Origin of the sequence: Marinomonas maritima, assembly GCF_024435075.2 — a bacterium.
Taxonomy (GTDB): Bacteria; Pseudomonadota; Gammaproteobacteria; order Pseudomonadales; family Marinomonadaceae; genus Marinomonas; species Marinomonas maritima.
The window spans coordinates 1,185,483-1,203,284 of sequence record NZ_JAMZEG020000002.1 but is presented as its reverse complement, the minus strand read 5'-3'; the positions used below and the strand labels follow the sequence as shown (position 1 = coordinate 1,203,284).

The window sequence follows — 17,802 nt, the reverse complement described above, 5'->3', positions numbered from 1 at the left end:
GAGGGTAATTTAATGTCATTAGCAGATCGCTGGTTACTTCCTGAGGGAGTTGATGAGGCGTTGCCTGAACAAGCCGCTAAAATTGAACACCTTAGAAGAACGCTGCTTAATCTCCATGAAAGCTGGGGATATCACCTAGTAATACCTCCTCTTTTAGAGTATCTGGATTCCCTTCTTACGGGTGCCGGCTCAGACCTAGAAATTGAAACATTTAAAGTTATTGACCAATTATCAGGTCGACTTCTAGGTATTCGCGCCGATTTCACATCGCAAGTTGCGCGTATAGATGCGCATTGCCTTAAAGATAATGGTGTTCAGCGTTTGAGTTATTGTGGCAGTGTTTTGAGAACAATGCCTGCAGGTTTGGATGGAACTCGTAGCCCTATTCAGTTAGGGGCAGAAATTTATGGTCATGGTGGAGTGGAAAGTGATATCGAAGTGTTGTCTTTGATGTTGCAGACTTTATCAGCCGCTGGCTTGTCTAATGTTGTTCTTGATCTAGGGCATGTTGATGTTGTTAGTGGTGTTCTTGCTGCATGCGACCTTAATGCTGATCAGAAAGGCAAGCTAATTGAATTGTATAAAGCAAAAGATTTGCCTGAACTAGATCGATATGTTGAAGGGCTTAGTTTGGGTAACCTTGAAAAGCAGTGGTTAGTTGGTTTGCCGCGTTTATGTGGTGGTAAAGAGGTGTTGCTGAGCGCTACTGAGTTGTTTGGTGGTGTAAATGAGTCGATTCGTGATGCGATTGTCTTGTTGCAAGAAATAAGTGAGTCTATCTGTCAGCGTTTTCCTACTGTTGGATTGCATTTTGATTTGAGTGACTTGGTTTCTTATAGCTATCATACTGGTGTTGTTTTTGCGGCTTATGTTCCCGGTCATGGTAATGCGATCGCTCGCGGTGGTCGTTATAATAATATTGGGCAAGTATTTGGTCGTTCTCGACCCGCAACAGGTTTTAGTACGGATGTAAAAGCCTTGGTTTCTTTAACGGATGTTGTTGTTAAAAAGCCAAAAACTGTTTTGTCGCCAATTTGCTCAAGTGATGCGCTTTGGAAGAAAGCGAATTCTTTGCGTGCTGAAGGGTACCGAGTAGTAGAGGTTTTGGATAATCTTTACGCTGGAGATGCTGATTTTAAGCTGGATTTTGTTGATGATGCTTGGCAGTTGATGCCGGTTCAAAACTAGACTTTTCTTTAAGAACTATCTAAATGAGACCTGAAATTATGGGTAAAAATGTTGTTATTCTAGGCACTCAATGGGGTGATGAAGGTAAAGGTAAGGTTGTAGACCTACTTACTGAAGATGTTGCTGCTGTTGTGCGTTTTCAAGGTGGTCATAATGCGGGCCATACCTTAGTTATTGATGGTAAGAAAACAGTTTTGCACTTGATACCTTCTGGTATTTTGCGTGAAGGTGTTCAATGTATCATTGGTAATGGTGTGGTGTTGTCCCCAGCGGCGTTGAAAACGGAAGTGCTTGAGCTTTTGGAGCAAGGTGTTCCTGCTGTAGATCGTTTGAAAATTAGTGCAGCATGTCCTTTGATTCTTCCTTATCATATTGCGATTGATCAGGCTCGAGAGCTTGCCAAGGGCGAGAAAAAAATTGGAACAACGGGTCGTGGTATTGGGCCTGCGTACGAAGATAAGGTAGCGCGTCGTGCTATACGTGTTGGAGACCTATTGGATTCTGAGCGTTTTGCCACCAAGCTTAAAGAAGTACTTGAATATTATAACTTCGTACTAACTCAATACCATAAAGTGGATCCGATTTCCTTTGATGAGGTTTATGCGGAAGGCTTAGAAATGGCTGAGTTTCTACGCCCGATGGTGGCTGATACTATTACTTTGCTACATGACTTGCGTAAAGCGGGTGCGAACATCATGTTCGAAGGTGCTCAGGGTTCATTGTTGGATGTTGATCACGGTACTTACCCATACGTTACGTCATCAAATACGACGGCGGGTGGTGCACCTGCGGGTACTGGTTTTGGACCATTGTATCTAGATTATGTTCTTGGCATTACGAAAGCCTACACTACTCGCGTTGGTTCTGGTCCTTTTCCTACGGAATTGTTTGATGAAGACGGTGAGCGTTTAGGCGTGCGTGGTCATGAATTTGGTGCGACAACTGGTCGTTCGCGTCGTTGCGGTTGGTTTGATGCCGTGGCTTTACGTCATGCTGTTCAGATTAACTCAGTCTCCGGTATGTGTTTGACTAAGCTTGATGTGTTGGATGGTTCTTCTGTTATTAAAATTTGCGTATCTTATGCAAATGCAGACGGTACTCCTGTGACTGGGACTTTAGTTGATAGCGAAGGTTATGAACAAGCTAAGCCTGTTTATGTTGAGATGCCAGGTTGGACAGAGTCGACAGTTGGTGCCGAAAACTTTGACGCTTTACCAAAAAATGCGCAAGACTATATTCGCTTTTTAGAAGAGCAAGTAGGTGTTCCGGTTGATATTATCTCTACTGGACCAGACCGTAATGAGACCATTGTAATTCGTGATCCTTTTAAACAGTAGGATTTGTATTGCAGGTTTCGTTTTTTAAAAAAGTCGCATTTTGCGGCTTTTTTTGTTTTTCTAGATAGCTAAGTTCATCATATTAGTATTCTTTGTAAATAGAGTGAAAAGAGGGGAAGGTGTTTGTCTGGCGCTAAGGTAATATTTACAATTGAATTTATGGCAATGTAACTGCCTGCTAAATAATGAAAAAATGAGAGGGAATATTTATGGTTAAGTTATTGCTTGCTGATGATGATGCTCGTTTATCGGATTTGATTAAAGAATACTTTGACGGTGAGGGTTATGAGGTAGCGCATGCTTGGAATGGTCGTGAGGCATTAGAGCTTATGGCCGCGAATATGCCAGATATTATTATTCTCGATGTCATGATGCCAGAATTGGATGGCTTTGAGACTTTAAAACAAATCCGTAATAAAAGCGCGGTGCCAGTTATTATGTTAACGGCAAAAGGTGACGATATTGATCGTATACTTGGATTGGAAATGGGGGCGGATGACTATTTGTCTAAACCTTTTAATCCGCGAGAATTATTGGCTCGAATTAAAGCAATTTTGCGCAGAGCGAGCCAAGAGCGTGAAGATGACCCAACGGCAGACATAGAGCTTTCTGGTGTGTTGTTGCGTCGAAAAGATCGTACGGTTTATTTGGAGGACGATCTGGTTGAGTTAACAACGTCTGAGTACACCTTACTGGAATGCATGTTAATGGCGCCTGGGCAAGTATTGACTAAGCAGGAACTTTCAGAAAAAGCACTTGGTCGTAAGTTAACTATGTATGACCGTAGTTTGGATATGCACATCAGTAATTTGCGTAAGAAAATTGGTAATTTAGAAAACGGAGATCCTCGAATCAAGACGGTGCGTGGTGTAGGCTATATTTTTGTGTCGAATGAGTAAGGTGCTTAGTTTTTTATGAAAAATACTTTTCTGCGTGTGTTTCTGGTAGTGCTACTGTCCAATATTGTTGTGGTTAGTATTGGTTTAGGGATGGTTCAGTTTATCCAGAAGCGTAACCAAGTGTCAGCTGATCTACTGGGTGATGTTGGTGTGCAGTTAGTGGCTGGATATGAAAAATTTGGTATTACTTCGTTGCAAGAAGAGACTAAAAAAGCAGAGAAGAGGTTGTCGGGAACTATTTATCTATACCAAGAAAATGGTCGTCCTCTTCTTAAATCTTTGCCTCGTAATTTTAGGGAGCAGAATACTCCGAGTGTAACCAGCCGGCCTGCCGCTGATTTTTTACATAGTCAATTTATTCAGGTGATTGGTGGAAATAATGTTCAATATCTGCTGATTTTTAAACCGAATCCCGAGATTGATTCACTGGCGCCTGGCGCTGTAGTGGGTTTTTCTTTGCTTGGGTTGCTTGTGTCTAGTGGTGTATTGGCTTATTGGTTGTTAGGTCCTTTGTTGAAGTTACAGAGAGTTGCTAGGTCTTTCGGGCAAGGGGATATGACGGCTAGGGTTGAAAATAAATTAGTCCGAAGAAATGACGCAGTTGGTAAATTGGCGCGAGAGTTTAATGAAATGGCGGTCAGAATAGAGACGCTTCTATCGTCTAAAGAACGTTTGATGCGGGATGTGTCTCATGAGCTAAGGACTCCGTTAGCAAGGATTGAAGTGGCGCTAACCATAGCGGAAGATAAGTACGGCATGGAATCTCAAAAAGGTTATTTGTGTCGTATTCGTACAGAGCTTCATGAACTTGATGAGTTGATTGGTCAGGTGCTTACTTTGAGTCGACTAGAGGCTGCTTCTCTTATAAAAGAAGAGATGAATTTGCAGGAATGGCTCGGGGAAATTGTTGATGACGTAAGTTTTGAAAGTCAGCTTAAAGGTATTTCTGTTTCTAAGTCAGGTCGTGTGCCAAAAACCATATTAGGTGACCCGCTTCAGTTACGACACGCTATCGAGAATGTGTTACGTAATGCTTGTTTTTATGCGGGTGGTGGTGGCGTTATTGAAGTGGAAACGCAAGAAAAATCTGGATTCGCCTTCATCTATGTTCGTGATAATGGCCCTGGTGTATCTGATGATAAGCTAGAGAAAATTTTTCATGCCTTTTATCGCTCTTCTGAGGCAAGGGGGGCGAATAGTGGTGGCTTTGGTGTTGGTCTTACGATTTCCCAGCGCATTATTCGCGCACATAAAGGTCAGATAACAGCTCGTAATCGAGAAGAAGGGGGGTTGGAGGTGTGCTTTCAGTTACCGTTGGCTTGAGGCTTCTGGCTCTTATTTATTTTTACTCTTGAAAAAGCCCTTGTTATTGTTTCTTTAGGTAAGTAATATGCGCCTCGCAAGTTGGCTAGGCAGTCGCCGCTCAATTTATTGGGGGGAGGAAAGTCCGGGCTTCGCAGGGTAAAGTGCCAGGTAACGCCTGGGGGGCGTGAGCCTACGGAAAGTGCAGCAGAAAATACACCGCCTAAGCAGTTTACTGCCGGTAAGGTTGAAATGGTGCGGTAAGAGCGCACCGCGCGACTGGCAACAGTTCGTGGCAAGGTAAACCCCACTTGAAGCAAGACCAAATAGGAACTCTTTGGCGTGACCCGCGCTGAGTTCGGGTAGGTTGCTAAAGACGTGCAGTGATGTACGTATTAGATGAATGACTGTCCACGACAGAACCCGGCTTATCGGCCAACTTGCATTTTTCCTTTCTTTGTTAATTTTTCATGTAAAACTTAATTGCTAAAGAGCCTCAATGTTCTTGGCTTTTTTGTGCACGTGAATTTTTTAGTTTTGTTGCTGTTCCATTCCCTCTGTTCTGCTTATATTTTGATCAAATGCCGCTTTAATGAGCGGTTTTTTTGTGCCTATTTTTTTGTATTTTTATCTTTAATCAATATTTTTTTACTATTTTAGAGAAAAAGTGTTAAATTGTGGGATAAAGTGTCGATAAGTGGGATGTGGGCGTGTTTAGAGGAATTCATCAAGTCAGTGTGGATGTAAAGGGGCGAATGTCGCTTCCAGCACGCTTGCGCGATGATCTTGCTCAATATGACGAAGATGGTGTGGTTGTCACCATAGATCCTGTTTCTCGATGCTTACTGTTGTACCCCTTGTCCGAATGGGAGTTGATTCAACAAAAATTAGACAAGTTGCCTTCTTTTCAACCGCAGGCTAGGCGTCTCCAGCGCCTTTTAGTAGGGCATGCAACCGATTTAGACGTTGATAAAGCGGGTCGGATTTTATTGCCTGCGCCGTTGCGCGAGTTTGCTCGTTTAGATAAAAAATTAACCATTCTTGGTCAAGGTAAAAAATTAGAAATTTGGAGCCAGGAAGAATGGGAGGCTCAGCGCGAAGATTATTTGTCCCAAGATGCGCTTGAGGACCTACAAACTGAAACCATGATGGATATTTCTTTATGACAAAGACGATGGCAGAACACATAAGCGTCATGCTCGATGAATCCGTCGATATGCTGGTAACCGACAAGAATGGTCTTTACGTAGATGGGACCTTTGGTCGTGGCGGGCATGCTCGTTTGGTTTTAGAGCGATTAGAGGCGGGTCGCCTGCTTGGTTTTGATAAAGACCCAATGGCGATTCGCCATGGTGAACTATTGCAGCAAGAAGATTCACGCTTTTCAATTGTCCAAGACAGTTTTGCCAATATGGCGACGCATATTTCAGACGTATTTGGTGTCGACAAAGTAGATGGCGTGATGATGGATTTAGGTGTTTCATCACCTCAGATTGATGATGCTGAACGTGGGTTTAGCTTTATGAATGACGGTCCGCTTGATATGCGGATGAATCCTGATAAGGGTATTAGTGCTGCTCAATGGATTGCGACCGTTAGAGAAAAAGACATGGCGGATGTTATGTATCAGTATGGCGAAGAGCGATTCTCTCGTCGCATTGCAAAAGCTATTTGTGAATACCGCTCTCATACGCCAATTCTAACAACACTCCAATTGTCAAAAATTATTGCCGAAGCAAACCCTGCGTGGGAAAAAGGAAAAAACCCTGCTACTCGGGCATTTCAAGGTATTCGAATTTACATTAATAACGAGCTTGGTGATTTAGAAATTGGGCTTGAAGCCGCGACGAAAGCGTTGAAAGTAGGCGGTCGATTGGCGGTTATCAGTTTTCATTCTCTTGAAGATCGTATTGTTAAGCGGTTTATGAAGTTGCAAGCGAAAGGGCCAGAGCTACCAAGGCATTTGCCAATTCGTAATGCACATCTTGATATTAAGTTTAAGACGGTAGGTAAAGCGATTAAGCCATCTCTTTCTGAAGTGAGTGAGAATGTGAGATCTCGTAGTGCTGTGTTACGGGTTTTGGAGCGCGTAAGTGATTAAGGCGAATGTTGCACTGGTGGTATTTGCTATCGGTGTTTTGATATTGGCCATGGTATCAATCGCTGTTGTCACACAAGTTTACGATTTTAGAAAGAGCTTCTCTTATCTTCAAACGCTGAGGCAGGATGAAGTGGATTATGAAGTGAAATGGGGGCAGTTGCTGCTTGAACAGAGTGCGTTAACTCAACCCAGCCGCTTGGAACAAGCGGCGATAAAGGATTTAAAAATGCACACACCATCTCAGGATGAATTGATAATAGTGAAGCCATGAATATTGAAAATCGTGTCCACACCCCAGGAAAATGGCGCTTTAGATTTGTGTGCGGCATTGCTTTGCTGTTGTTTCTTGTTGCTGGCGGACGACTGTTTTATTTAACAGTTGTAGATAAAGCTTTTTTGCAGAATCAAGGCGAAATACGGGCAGTAAGAACGGAGTCTATACCTGCTACCCGAGGGATGATTTTGGATAGGCGTGGGGAGCCGCTGGCTGTTAGTACGCCAACTTGGACTATCATAGCTAATCCAAAGGCGTTATGGAAAATCCAAAGAGATCCTTCTTTAAATATTGGGCCTGAGCAAGAAATTAAACGCCTTGCGGGGGTTCTGGGTGTTGGTCGAGCGTGGCTGCAAGAAAAGTTTGAGGCTAATAAAAGTCGTTCTTTCATGTATTTGAAGCGTCAAATTCCACCTAATGAAGCCGACGCTATTATGGCGGCTAATGTTGTTGGTGTGAGTAAGACCAAAGAGTATAAACGTTATTATCCAGCTGCAGAAGTCGCTTCACATGTTGTTGGTTTTACTAATATCGATGATAAAGGGCAAGAGGGTATCGAGCTTGCCTATGATCAAGCACTAGAAGGCCAACCTGGGCGACGTAGTTATGTGAAAGATCTCAGAGGGAATATTATTCGTGGTGTTGGTGTGGAACAGGCCGAGCATCCAGGTGAAAATATTGAGTTAAGTATAGATCTTAGGTTGCAATACTTAGCGTATCGAGAGCTAAAGGCGGCGGTTACCGAGCATCGAGCTACGTCGGCGTCGGCGGTTATCCTAGACGTTAAAACGGGTGAAATTCTGGCGATGGTCAATCAGCCATCGTATAACCCAAATGATCGTTCTAAATTAGAATATGAAGAGCTGCGTAATCGCGCAGTGATTGATTTGTTTGAGCCTGGCTCAACAATGAAGCCTTTTACTATTTCTGCTGCACTCATGTCTGGGCAATATACGACCGAGACAACGATTGATACGTCACCTGGTTATTTGCGTTTTGGTCGTTTTACCATTCGTGATGCCGCTAATTATGGTGTGATTGATTTTGAAAAATTACTGATTAAGTCGAGCAATGTGGGGGCATCAAAAATCGCCTTATCGCTTCCCCAAGATGCAATATGGAACATGGATTATGAGCTCGGTATAGGGTCGCAAGTCGGTATTGGTTTTCCTGGAGAGGCTTCCGGTGTTCTTCCGTCGCACCCTAAATGGCACCCGTCAGAAATTGCGACGTTAGCCTATGGTTATGGCTTGTCTGTGTCTACTCTACAGTTGGCGCAAGCGTACATGACATTAGCTAATGGTGGTTACCGCGTTCCTGTGACAATCTTTAAACAAGACATTCCCGCTGACGGTAAGCAGGTTATTCCGCATAAAATTGCTCAAGATGTCATTAAAATGATGGAAAGCGTTGTGCAGCGAGGTTCTGGTAAGGCCGCTCAAATTCCTGGCTATCGAGTTGCTGGTAAAACGGGGACAGTTCATAAAGTCGGTTCTAAAGGTTATGAATACGATCAATATATTGCTTTGTTTGCCGGTGTGGCGCCTGCTTCTAATCCTAGATTAGCAATGGTGGTGATGATTAATGATCCCAAGGGGCGTGAATACTACGGTGGTGAAGTGGCAGCACCTGTTTTCTCGCGTGTAATGGAGGGCGCGTTAACGACACTGAATATTTACCCTGACTTACCTGAGGGTCTTAGGGAAGTTCGATTAGAGCCTAAAAAGGTTCCTTATCAAGTGGTGCAGGGTGGCTAGATGGCACAACTGACTCATATTCAATTACTAAATTTGGCGGGCTATTCTTTAGGGGATAGCTCGCATTCTGCTATTTATACCCATGTAGAAACGGACAGTCGAAAGGCAGACCCACAGTGTGTTTTTTTCGCTTTACCAGGGGTTGCGACAAATGGCTGGGACTATTTGGACAGTGTGGTTTCATTAGGCTGTAAAGTGGCTATTGTTCCAGCAGGGTTGTGTTTGAGGCGCGATGATATTGAGCTTATCTCTGTTGATAATCCGACTGAACTTTTAGTGGCTTGCTTACAGAGTTATTTTGGTCATATGCCGAAACATATTGTCGCTGTTACTGGAACCAATGGTAAGTCATCGATTTGTTTTTACATTGCTCAGTTGGCGCAGTTTATTGGTTTAAATAGTGGTTTAGTGGGGACGTTTGGTATCGGTCCATTAAACGATTTGTCGGAAGCCAAGCAGACGACCCCAGATATATTATCCTTACACCTTACTTTAATGGCGATGGCGGGCTCTGGTGTAGATCTTGTTGCATTTGAAGCATCTTCACATGCATTGGATCAAGGGCGGGTTGATGGTGTGCCTTTTCAGACAGCTGTCTTTTCTAATCTTTCCCGTGACCATCTTGATTATCATGGCGATATGACGGCTTATGCGTTGGCAAAGCAGCGTTTGTTTGCGTTTAAAAGTGTGTCAAATTCTGTGTTTTGTCTCGACGATAGCTATGCGTCTTTTATGGCAGAAGCGGCAAAGGATTCAGACTCTCATTATTATAGTGAGCAAAATTCAAGAGCAGATTTTTATGTTAAAGATTTGATATTAGAACCGACAGGGTGTCGTTTTATTTTGTGTCACCCTGAAGGTGAAGATGCCGTTTTTTTACCATTGTTAGGGCGTTTTAATGTTCAGAATTCGTTGGCTGCATTAGCAAGTATGTGGCGTATTGCAGATGATAAAGGTGCGTTAGTAAGGGGGGTGTCTGCTTTACGTGGTGCACCTGGCCGTATGGATAAGGTGCAAGAGCTTAATGCTCCGCTTATTGTTGTGGATTTTGCTCATACGTCAGAGGCGTTAAAGGTCGCTTTGCAGGCATTGAAAGAGCACTGCAGTGGACGCTTGATTTGTGTTTTTGGTTGTGGCGGTGATAGGGATCGAGGTAAGCGGCCTTTGATGATGGCTGCAGCTCTGCAAAATGCAGACTATGTATGGTTGACGTCGGATAACCCGCGAACAGAATCAATAGAACAAATTTTTCTGGATGCTTTGGTGCAAACACATGATGATGAATTGTTTAGTGTAGAGCCGGATCGTCGTGTTGCCATTGCCAATGCTATTTTATCAGCGACACCAAATGATGTGGTTCTTATTGCTGGAAAAGGTCATGAGTCTTACCAAGATATTCAGGGTATAAAACATCATTTTGATGATAAAGAAGAGGCGCTGAAAGCGGTGAAGTCTTATGTTAATTAATCTTGCTCTTTCGGATATCGCACTGGCTTGCGGTGGAGAGTTGATCGGTTTAGATCATACTGCCAGTGCTGTTGTGACGGATACGCGAAAAATAGTCAGTGGTTGTGTTTTTGTTGCCTTAAAAGGCGATCGTTTTGATGGGCATGATTATGTGGCACAAGCGGTTCGGGAGGGTGCTGTTGGCGTGGTCTCTGAGCAAGCTCTTGATGTGCCTGCGTATGTAAAGGTTCCCAATACAAAATTGGCTTACGGAGCTATTGCTCGTCTGATTAGAGGGGCGTTTAAAGGGCCTGTTGTCTGTATTACTGGAAGTAATGGTAAAACAACTGTAAAGGATTGGCTGGCGCAGTCATTGGTGGGTAGAAGTGTGTTAAAAACACGCGCCAATTTAAATAATCAGATAGGGCTACCGCAAACATTGCTTGAGTTGGAAGAGGAGCATGATGTTGCTGTGATTGAGGCCGGTACCAGTTTTTCTGGTGAGATAGCGCTATTAGCGAAAATCGCGGTGCCTGATGTTGTTATATTGACTAATGCAAATGGTAGTCATTTTGAAGGGTTGGGTAGTCTTGAAGGTATTGCAAAAGAAAAAGGCGAGTTGATTTCAGGATCTTCACCTGAGGCGGCGATTATTCTTAATTCGGATGACGATTATTTTGATTATTGGTGTGGCTTGGCTGCGGGCCGTACAATTTATTCGTTTGGCTTTACTGCGGCGGCAAGTCTTTATGCTTCTGACGTTAGCTTAAGTGCAGAGTTTAGTGAGGCGACATTCCATTATCATGGCGAAGTATTGCCTGTTTTTATTGCAGGGGCGGGTCTGCACCAAATAGCGAATGGTATGGCTGTGGTTTTGGCTATGTTAGTAATAGGAATAGATTTTAAATTCGCGGTTGGTGCCTTGGCGACACCTGTGCTTGTTTCGGGCCGACTAGAGCGCCTTAAAACAAAAAATGGAGCTCTATTAATTAATGATTGTTACAATGCCAGCCCAACGTCTGTTGAGGCGGCTATTGATGTTCTTGCAATGCAATCAGTAGATGAAACATGGTTGATTTTAGGCGCTTTGGGTGAGCTCGGAGATCAACAATATGAGATTCACCGCGGACTAGGGTTATATGCTAAGAATAAAGGTATATCGTGTTTGATTTGTGTCGGGCCGATAGCCGCTGTTGCCGGTATTGCCTTTAGAAGTAAGGGGGGTAAAGCCATATTTTGTAATACACATGACGAGGCGGCGACGGTAGTTCGCCAACTCGATAAAAAACATGCCATTTTAGTGAAGGGTTCTCGTTCGGCTAAAATGGAAAATGTCATTGAAGCATTAAATAATTAGGATATTCCTTACCAATGTTACTTCTGCTAACGGCTTATTTAAGTAAATACCATACATTTTTTACAGTATTCAACTACTTGTCTCTTCGCGCCATTCTGGGGGTTCTTACCGCGCTGGCCATTTCGCTTTTGATTGGTAATAAAGTGATTCGCTTGTTGCAGCGTCTACAAATTGGTCAGTCGGTTCGTAGTGATGGGCCTCAGACTCATTTAGCAAAAGCAGGTACACCTACGATGGGAGGGGCGCTAATTATTTTTTCAATCACTGTCAGTACTCTTCTATGGGGGGATCTACGTAACCAATATGTATGGGTAGTTTTGTTGGTTATGCTGGCATTTGGTGTTGTAGGCTGGGTGGATGATTATAGAAAAGTGGTTGAGAAAAATCCGCGCGGTCTTCCTGGTCGATGGAAATATTTTTGGCAAAGTATATTTGGTTTGGCGGCCGCATTTTATTTGTACTACACCGCCAGTACGCCAGCAGAAACCGCGTTGATTGTGCCTTTATTTAAGGATGTTGCTATTCCTTTGGGTGTGTTTTTTATTGTACTAACGTATTTCGTTATTGTTGGTACAAGTAATGCGGTTAATTTAACCGATGGTCTGGATGGTTTGGCTATTTTACCGACCGTTTTGGTTGGTGGTGCGCTGGGTGTGTTTGCTTATCTTACCGGGAATATCCGCTTTGCTGATTATTTATTAATCCCTTATGTACATGGTTCTGGGGAGTTGCTTGTTTTTTGTGCCGCATTGGCTGGGGCGGGATTAGGCTTCTTGTGGTTTAACACGTACCCTGCACAAATATTCATGGGGGATGTTGGTTCATTGGCTTTAGGTGCTGCGTTGGGCACTATTGCCGTCATCGTTCGTCAAGAGCTGGTACTGTTTATTATGGGCGGCGTTTTTGTGATGGAGACGGTGTCTGTGATTTTGCAGGTTGCTTCTTATAAGTTAACAAAGCGCAGGATATTTAGGATGGCGCCGATTCATCATCATTTCGAGTTAAAGGGCTGGGCTGAACCTAAAGTAATTGTTCGTTTTTGGATTATTACTGTGTGTCTTGTTTTAGTAGGCTTAGCCACCTTAAAAGTACGTTAGGAGTTTTGCATGTCGTTAATCGGGTCAGACCGGGTGAGAGCCGTTGTAGGCTTGGGTGCGACAGGCTTGTCTTGCGTACGTTTTTTAGCCAGTAAAGGTGTTGATTTTTATGTGGTGGATTCTCGCGAAAATCCCCCAGGCTTAGAGCAAGCAAAAGAATTTTGTCCTGACGATCGTATTTTTACGGGTGATCTGGCAGTACTTGAAACACTTGGTGTTACTGAGCTGTATGTTAGTCCGGGGATTGCATTGCGCACGCCAGTGTTAGCGCGCTTAGCGGCTCGTGGTGTGCTCATGCGTGGTGATATTGATTTATTTCGTGATTATGTGGATGCCCCTTTTGTTGCTATCACGGGGTCCAATGCAAAGAGCACGGTAACAACGTTAGTTGCTTTGTTGCTTCAGGCTTGCGGTAAAAATGCCAAGGCTGGTGGTAATTTAGGGCCGCCTGCTTTAGATCTTCTTTCTCCTAACACGGATTATTATGTGCTTGAGTTATCTAGCTTTCAGCTTGAGACAACTCATTCACTTCAGGCTGATTTAGCGTGTCTTCTCAATGTGTCTGAAGATCATATGGATCGATATGAGGATCTTTATGAATATCAGCGTGTAAAACAAAGAGTCTATCGTGGTTGTAAAGCAGCTGTTTGTAATAAGCAAGATATCCTGACGGCGCCACTGTTGGCGGATACAACCCCTGTTCGAGCGTTTACGACAAAAAGTCCTGATTTAAAAGAGTTTGGTATGCTTAAAGATGGCGATGGAGCATGGTTGTGTCGCGGAGTTGAGCGACTTTATCATACGTCTCAAATTGCCCTAAAAGGTTCGCATAATCACGCTAATGTACTGGCTTCGCTGGCGATGCTTGAGCTGTTAGGGGTGGATGTTATGTCGAATGCGGTTGGGGATGTGCTGAAAGAATTCGGCGGCTTGCCTCACCGTTGTGAGACGGTTCGAACCCTCCATAGTGTTACGTATATTAATGATTCAAAAGGTACTAATGTGGGCGCTACATTGGCGGCGCTTCAAGGTTTAGGTTCGGTGGTAAGAAAGAATATTCTTCTTATTGCTGGGGGAGAGGGTAAGGGTGCTGACTTTAGTCCTTTAACGAAATCGGTAACCGATTTTGTGAGAGTCGTTTATTTGTTTGGTAAGGATGCTGACCGTATCGCCGAGGTAATGTTGTCAGGCACTGAGGTTAAGCGTTTTGATTCTTTGGATCAGGTTGTATCAAGTGTTTCTCAAGATGCTAAAGAAGGTGAGATCGTTTTGTTTTCACCCGCTTGCGCGAGTTTGGATATGTACAAAAGCTACGAAGTGCGAGGTGAGCATTTTGCTCGTTTGGTTGCTGAGTTATGACATGGTTTAAAGTGTTTGATCGAGTGTCTCTTCAGGAGTTTGCCCGGATTGATACTCTTTTTGTTGCCTCTGTTATCTCTATCTTGGCGCTGGGGATGGTGATGGTGTCAAGTGCGTCTATTTCTATTTCAGAAAGCCTTCATGGTCACCCTTATTTCTTTATGGGCCGACAAGCTTTTTATCTTGTCTTAGGTTTACTCTCAGGTTTTTTATTGTTGTCATTACCCACCAGTCAGCTACAAAAATGGGGGGTTCTGATGATGGGGTTGTCGTTGATTTTGCTGATTCTAGTGCTGGTTCCGGGCATTGGAAAAAGTGTAAACGGCAGTCGTCGGTGGATTAATTTGGTGGTATTTAACCTTCAGGCTTCGGAAGTAGCGAAGGTTTGCATGGTGGTTTATGTCTCCGGCTATTTGGTGCGCAGAGCTGATCGAGTGAGAGAGGGTTGGGTGGGTTTTGTTCTCCCTCTTTGTCTTTGTAGTGTTTTTCTGTTGTTTTTACTTTTTGAACCGGATTTTGGTGCTTCTGTTGTTTTGCTTGGTACGGTGATGGTGTTGCTTTTTTTAGGGGGCGCTCCTTTATATCAATTTTTGCTTTTGATGATCGCTGCGGTTGCTATGTTAGGGGTTGTTGCCATTTCGGAAAGCTATCGATTAAAGCGTTTGATGAATTTTATTGACCCGTGGGCTGATCCTTTTAATGAAGGGTATCAGTTGAGTCAGGCTTTGATTGCCTATGGTCGTGGGGAATGGTTCGGTTTGGGTTTGGGTAACAGTGTGCAGAAACTGTCTTATTTACCTGAGGCTCATACCGATTTTGTATTTTCTATTTGGGTCGAAGAAACTGGAATGTTTGGCGGTTTGTTGCTGATTGTTTTGTTTGCCCTAATGGTTAGTCGGGCGTTTAAAATTGGTCATAACGCTATGGCGTTATCTCGTCCATTTGCTGCTTATATGTGTTTCGGTTTTTCTATTCTGATTTTGGCTCAGGTTATCATCAATATTGGTGTTAATACGGGCTTTTTGCCGACCAAAGGATTGACTCTTCCTTTGATTAGTTATGGTGGCAGTAGCTTGATCATCACGCTGGCGAGTTTATTTGTTATTGCGCGAGTCGATGTTGAAAATCGACGTGCTGAAAGTGATTGCGATTCCATAGGATCAGCTGAAGTGAAAGTTAAAGAGAGCGATAAATGAGCGATGTAAAAAAAATTATCATCATGGCTGGCGGTACAGGGGGACATATCTACCCTGCACTGGCCTGCGCTCAGGCTTTTAAAGATAAAGGAATGGATGTCCAGTGGCTGGGCTCAAAAGGTGGCATGGAAGAGGCGCTTGTCGCTGATCATGATATTGCTTTGCATTCTTTGTCGATTAAAGGTGTTAGAGGGAAAGGGGTGTTGGGTCTATTGGTTGCGCCTTTTAGAGTTTTGCATGCCATTGGTCAGGCAATTGCAGTGTTACAGAAAGTTAAACCTGACGTTGTTTTGGGGATGGGTGGGTTTGTTGCTGGTCCCGGCGGTGTCGCGGCTCGACTTTTGGGCATTCCTTTGGTGATACATGAGCAAAATGCCGTTGCTGGTACGACTAACAAATTGTTATCTAGAGTGGCTAACCTTAAGTTGCAGGCTTTTGATGGGGCAATTCCAAACGCCATTAGTGTAGGTAACCCCATTCGAAGTGATATTTTAGAGCAGCAAGTTCGCATGCTGAGAAATAGCGTAGCACGACCGTTACGTTTACTTGTTGTTGGCGGGAGTTTGGGGGCGAAAGCGATTAATGATGTTATCCCTCAAGTTTTGTTAAACTGGCCTTCTGCTCAGCGTTTGGATGTTTGGCATCAAACTGGGGTGCGTAATTTTAAAGAGGTTTCTGGGCAATATAAAGCCGCAAAGGTGGACGCTCGGGTTGAGGCTTATCTTGAGAATATGGATCAGGCTTATTACTGGGCGGATGTTGTTTTGTGTCGCGCTGGGGCTATGACGGTGAGTGAGTTGGCAGTCGCTGGATTGCCTTCAATTTTAGTGCCTTACCCGCACGCAATAGATGATCATCAAACTGCCAATGCGCGATATTTAGAGCAAGTGGGGGCTGCCTATTTGTTACCGCAGTCACAGCTGACCTATGAAAAAATTATCTCATTGCTTTCTAAATGTGTAGAAAGTGAAGAGACATTATTAAAAATGGGCGAGCAGGCGAAACTCGTTGCTCGTCCAAATGCGACGCAAGACGTCGTTGCATGCTGTTTAAGGTTGATAAAAACATGATTGATAATAAAGTTCAGTACGATATTCCTACTATGCGTCGTATTCAAAATATCCATTTTATTGGTATCGGCGGTGTTGGTATGTGTGGCATCGCAGAGGTATTGCATAATCAAGGGTATCGCGTGTCTGGGTCGGACCTTAAGTCTTCTTCTACAATAGAGCGTCTGGAAGAGCTAGGCATAAAGGTGTATCTGGGGCATTTAGAAGAAAACGTATATGACGCTCATGTCATTGTTGTTTCAACGGCAATTAATGTTGAAAACCCAGAGATAATTTGGGGTAAAGAGCATCGTATTCCAATCGTTCGCAGAGCGGAAATGCTTGCAGAGTTAATGCGTTACCGACACGGCATAGCGGTGGCTGGTACGCATGGGAAAACAACGACAACCAGTTTGATGGCGTCTATATTGGCCGCGACAGGCGAAGCTCCAACATTTGTAATTGGAGGGCGTTTAACCAGTGCTGGCGCAAATGCGCAATTGGGCGTCAGTGCGTATCTGGTTGCCGAAGCGGATGAGAGTGATGCTTCTTTTCTTCATTTGCAGCCACAAACGGTCATCGTGACGAATATCGATCAGGATCATATGGATACCTATGACGGTGATTTTGAAAAAGTTAAGCATGCTTTTGTTGAGTTTGTTCATAATTTACCTTTTTATGGCTTGGCTGTGATGTGTGTAGATGATGAAAATGTTCGAGAGATTCTGCCATTATTAAGTCGTCCTATTTTGACGTACGGTATTGAGCAAGAAGCAGATTTTTACGCGACTGACATCGTGCAAACGGGTCGCCATTGTGAATTCTTGGCTCATCGTCCAGAGGGTGAGCCGCTGAAAATTCGATTGCCAATGCCTGGCCGCCATAATGTGCTTAATGCACTGTCAACGATTGCAGTGGCGACAGACTTGGGTGTGGATGCAACGGCTATTCAGGCTGGCCTTATGGGATTTGAAGGGGTAGGGCGCCGTTTCCAGGAGCAAAAACCATTAGGGCTTCCTAATGGCTCAAATGTGATGTTTATTGATGATTATGGGCATCATCCAAGTGAAGTGTTGGCCACGATTAAAGCGATTCGAGCCGGTTGGCCTGAGAAGCGTTTAGTGATGGTTTATCAGCCACATCGCTACACGCGAACTCGTGATCTTTATGAAGATTTTGTAAGAGTGCTATCCCAAGTTGATGTTTTACTGTTGCTGGATGTTTATTCGGCAGGCGAAACACTCATCAACGGCGCTGATAGTCGCTCTTTGTGCGGCAGTATACGCCAGCGTGGGAATGTTGATCCTATCCATGTTGGTAGCGAAACAGATTTACGCTCAATCCTAAGTAACGTTTTGCGTGAGGGTGATTTATTTATTACACAGGGTGCTGGTGATATTGGTACGGTATCTAAGAATTTATCAGTGAGCGGGATTTGAT

At 43.8% G+C, this 17,802-nt stretch carries 15 protein-coding genes and 1 other RNA gene; all 16 read left to right on the top strand.

The features are described from left to right. Nucleotides 1-12 precede the first annotated feature (12 nt). The 16 genes from M3I01_RS11675 to murC all read left to right on the top strand — a co-directional run bounded on the left by M3I01_RS11675 (nucleotide 13) and on the right by murC (nucleotide 17,801). Nucleotides 13-1,188, top strand: a complete 1,176-nt coding sequence (locus M3I01_RS11675; protein WP_255896029.1) for an ATP phosphoribosyltransferase regulatory subunit — start codon at nucleotides 13-15, stop codon at nucleotides 1,186-1,188. A gap of 38 nt (nucleotides 1,189-1,226) precedes the next feature. Next, nucleotides 1,227-2,525 carry an adenylosuccinate synthase gene (locus tag M3I01_RS11670; protein ID WP_255896139.1) on the top strand — a complete coding sequence of 433 codons (1,299 nt, stop codon included), beginning with the start codon at nucleotides 1,227-1,229 and terminating at the stop codon, nucleotides 2,523-2,525. A gap of 209 nt (nucleotides 2,526-2,734) precedes the next feature. After that, nucleotides 2,735-3,424, top strand: coding sequence for a response regulator transcription factor (locus M3I01_RS11665; RefSeq protein WP_255896028.1), 690 nt, complete (start codon nucleotides 2,735-2,737; stop codon nucleotides 3,422-3,424). 15 nt (nucleotides 3,425-3,439) lie between these two features. Further along, nucleotides 3,440-4,747 (top strand): HAMP domain-containing sensor histidine kinase, encoded by a 1,308-nt coding sequence (locus M3I01_RS11660; protein WP_112139463.1) that lies wholly within the window; start codon nucleotides 3,440-3,442, stop codon nucleotides 4,745-4,747. 77 nt (nucleotides 4,748-4,824) lie between these two features. Next, nucleotides 4,825-5,173, top strand: an RNA gene (gene rnpB / locus M3I01_RS11655) — RNase P RNA component class A. A gap of 263 nt (nucleotides 5,174-5,436) precedes the next feature. Continuing rightward, nucleotides 5,437-5,892, top strand: coding sequence for a division/cell wall cluster transcriptional repressor MraZ (gene mraZ / locus M3I01_RS11650; protein ID WP_112141695.1), 456 nt, complete (start codon nucleotides 5,437-5,439; stop codon nucleotides 5,890-5,892). Then, a complete protein-coding gene (gene rsmH, locus M3I01_RS11645; RefSeq protein ID WP_255896025.1) occupies nucleotides 5,889-6,827 on the top strand; it encodes a 16S rRNA (cytosine(1402)-N(4))-methyltransferase RsmH in 939 nt (312 codons plus the stop codon). Before mraZ ends, rsmH begins: the two co-directional genes overlap by 4 nt. Then, nucleotides 6,820-7,098, top strand: a complete 279-nt coding sequence (gene ftsL, locus M3I01_RS11640; protein WP_255896024.1) for a cell division protein FtsL — start codon at nucleotides 6,820-6,822, stop codon at nucleotides 7,096-7,098. The genes rsmH and ftsL overlap by 8 nt, the downstream gene beginning before the upstream one ends. Further along, nucleotides 7,095-8,858: a peptidoglycan D,D-transpeptidase FtsI family protein gene (locus tag M3I01_RS11635; RefSeq protein WP_255896023.1), complete on the top strand. Its 1,764-nt coding sequence runs from the start codon at nucleotides 7,095-7,097 to the stop codon at nucleotides 8,856-8,858. Before ftsL ends, M3I01_RS11635 begins: the two co-directional genes overlap by 4 nt. Further along, on the top strand, nucleotides 8,859-10,325 hold the full coding sequence (locus M3I01_RS11630) for a UDP-N-acetylmuramoyl-L-alanyl-D-glutamate--2,6-diaminopimelate ligase (RefSeq protein ID WP_255896022.1): 1,467 nt from the start codon (nucleotides 8,859-8,861) through the stop codon (nucleotides 10,323-10,325). Next, nucleotides 10,315-11,661: a UDP-N-acetylmuramoyl-tripeptide--D-alanyl-D-alanine ligase gene (locus tag M3I01_RS11625; RefSeq protein ID WP_275565081.1), complete on the top strand. Its 1,347-nt coding sequence runs from the start codon at nucleotides 10,315-10,317 to the stop codon at nucleotides 11,659-11,661. Before M3I01_RS11630 ends, M3I01_RS11625 begins: the two co-directional genes overlap by 11 nt. Nucleotides 11,662-11,675: 14 nt before the next feature. Next, nucleotides 11,676-12,758 carry a phospho-N-acetylmuramoyl-pentapeptide-transferase gene (gene mraY / locus M3I01_RS11620; RefSeq protein ID WP_176335095.1) on the top strand — a complete coding sequence of 361 codons (1,083 nt, stop codon included), beginning with the start codon at nucleotides 11,676-11,678 and terminating at the stop codon, nucleotides 12,756-12,758. Between the two features lie 9 nt (nucleotides 12,759-12,767). Next, nucleotides 12,768-14,117, top strand: a complete 1,350-nt coding sequence (gene murD / locus M3I01_RS11615; RefSeq protein WP_275565080.1) for a UDP-N-acetylmuramoyl-L-alanine--D-glutamate ligase — start codon at nucleotides 12,768-12,770, stop codon at nucleotides 14,115-14,117. Further along, nucleotides 14,114-15,313 carry a putative lipid II flippase FtsW gene (ftsW, locus tag M3I01_RS11610; RefSeq protein WP_255896017.1) on the top strand — a complete coding sequence of 400 codons (1,200 nt, stop codon included), beginning with the start codon at nucleotides 14,114-14,116 and terminating at the stop codon, nucleotides 15,311-15,313. The genes murD and ftsW overlap by 4 nt, the downstream gene beginning before the upstream one ends. Beyond that, nucleotides 15,310-16,383 carry an undecaprenyldiphospho-muramoylpentapeptide beta-N-acetylglucosaminyltransferase gene (murG, locus tag M3I01_RS11605; RefSeq protein ID WP_255896016.1) on the top strand — a complete coding sequence of 358 codons (1,074 nt, stop codon included), beginning with the start codon at nucleotides 15,310-15,312 and terminating at the stop codon, nucleotides 16,381-16,383. Before ftsW ends, murG begins: the two co-directional genes overlap by 4 nt. Further along, on the top strand, nucleotides 16,380-17,801 hold the full coding sequence (murC, locus tag M3I01_RS11600; protein ID WP_255896015.1) for a UDP-N-acetylmuramate--L-alanine ligase: 1,422 nt from the start codon (nucleotides 16,380-16,382) through the stop codon (nucleotides 17,799-17,801). The genes murG and murC overlap by 4 nt, the downstream gene beginning before the upstream one ends. The last annotated feature ends 1 nt before the right edge of the window (nucleotide 17,802 follow it).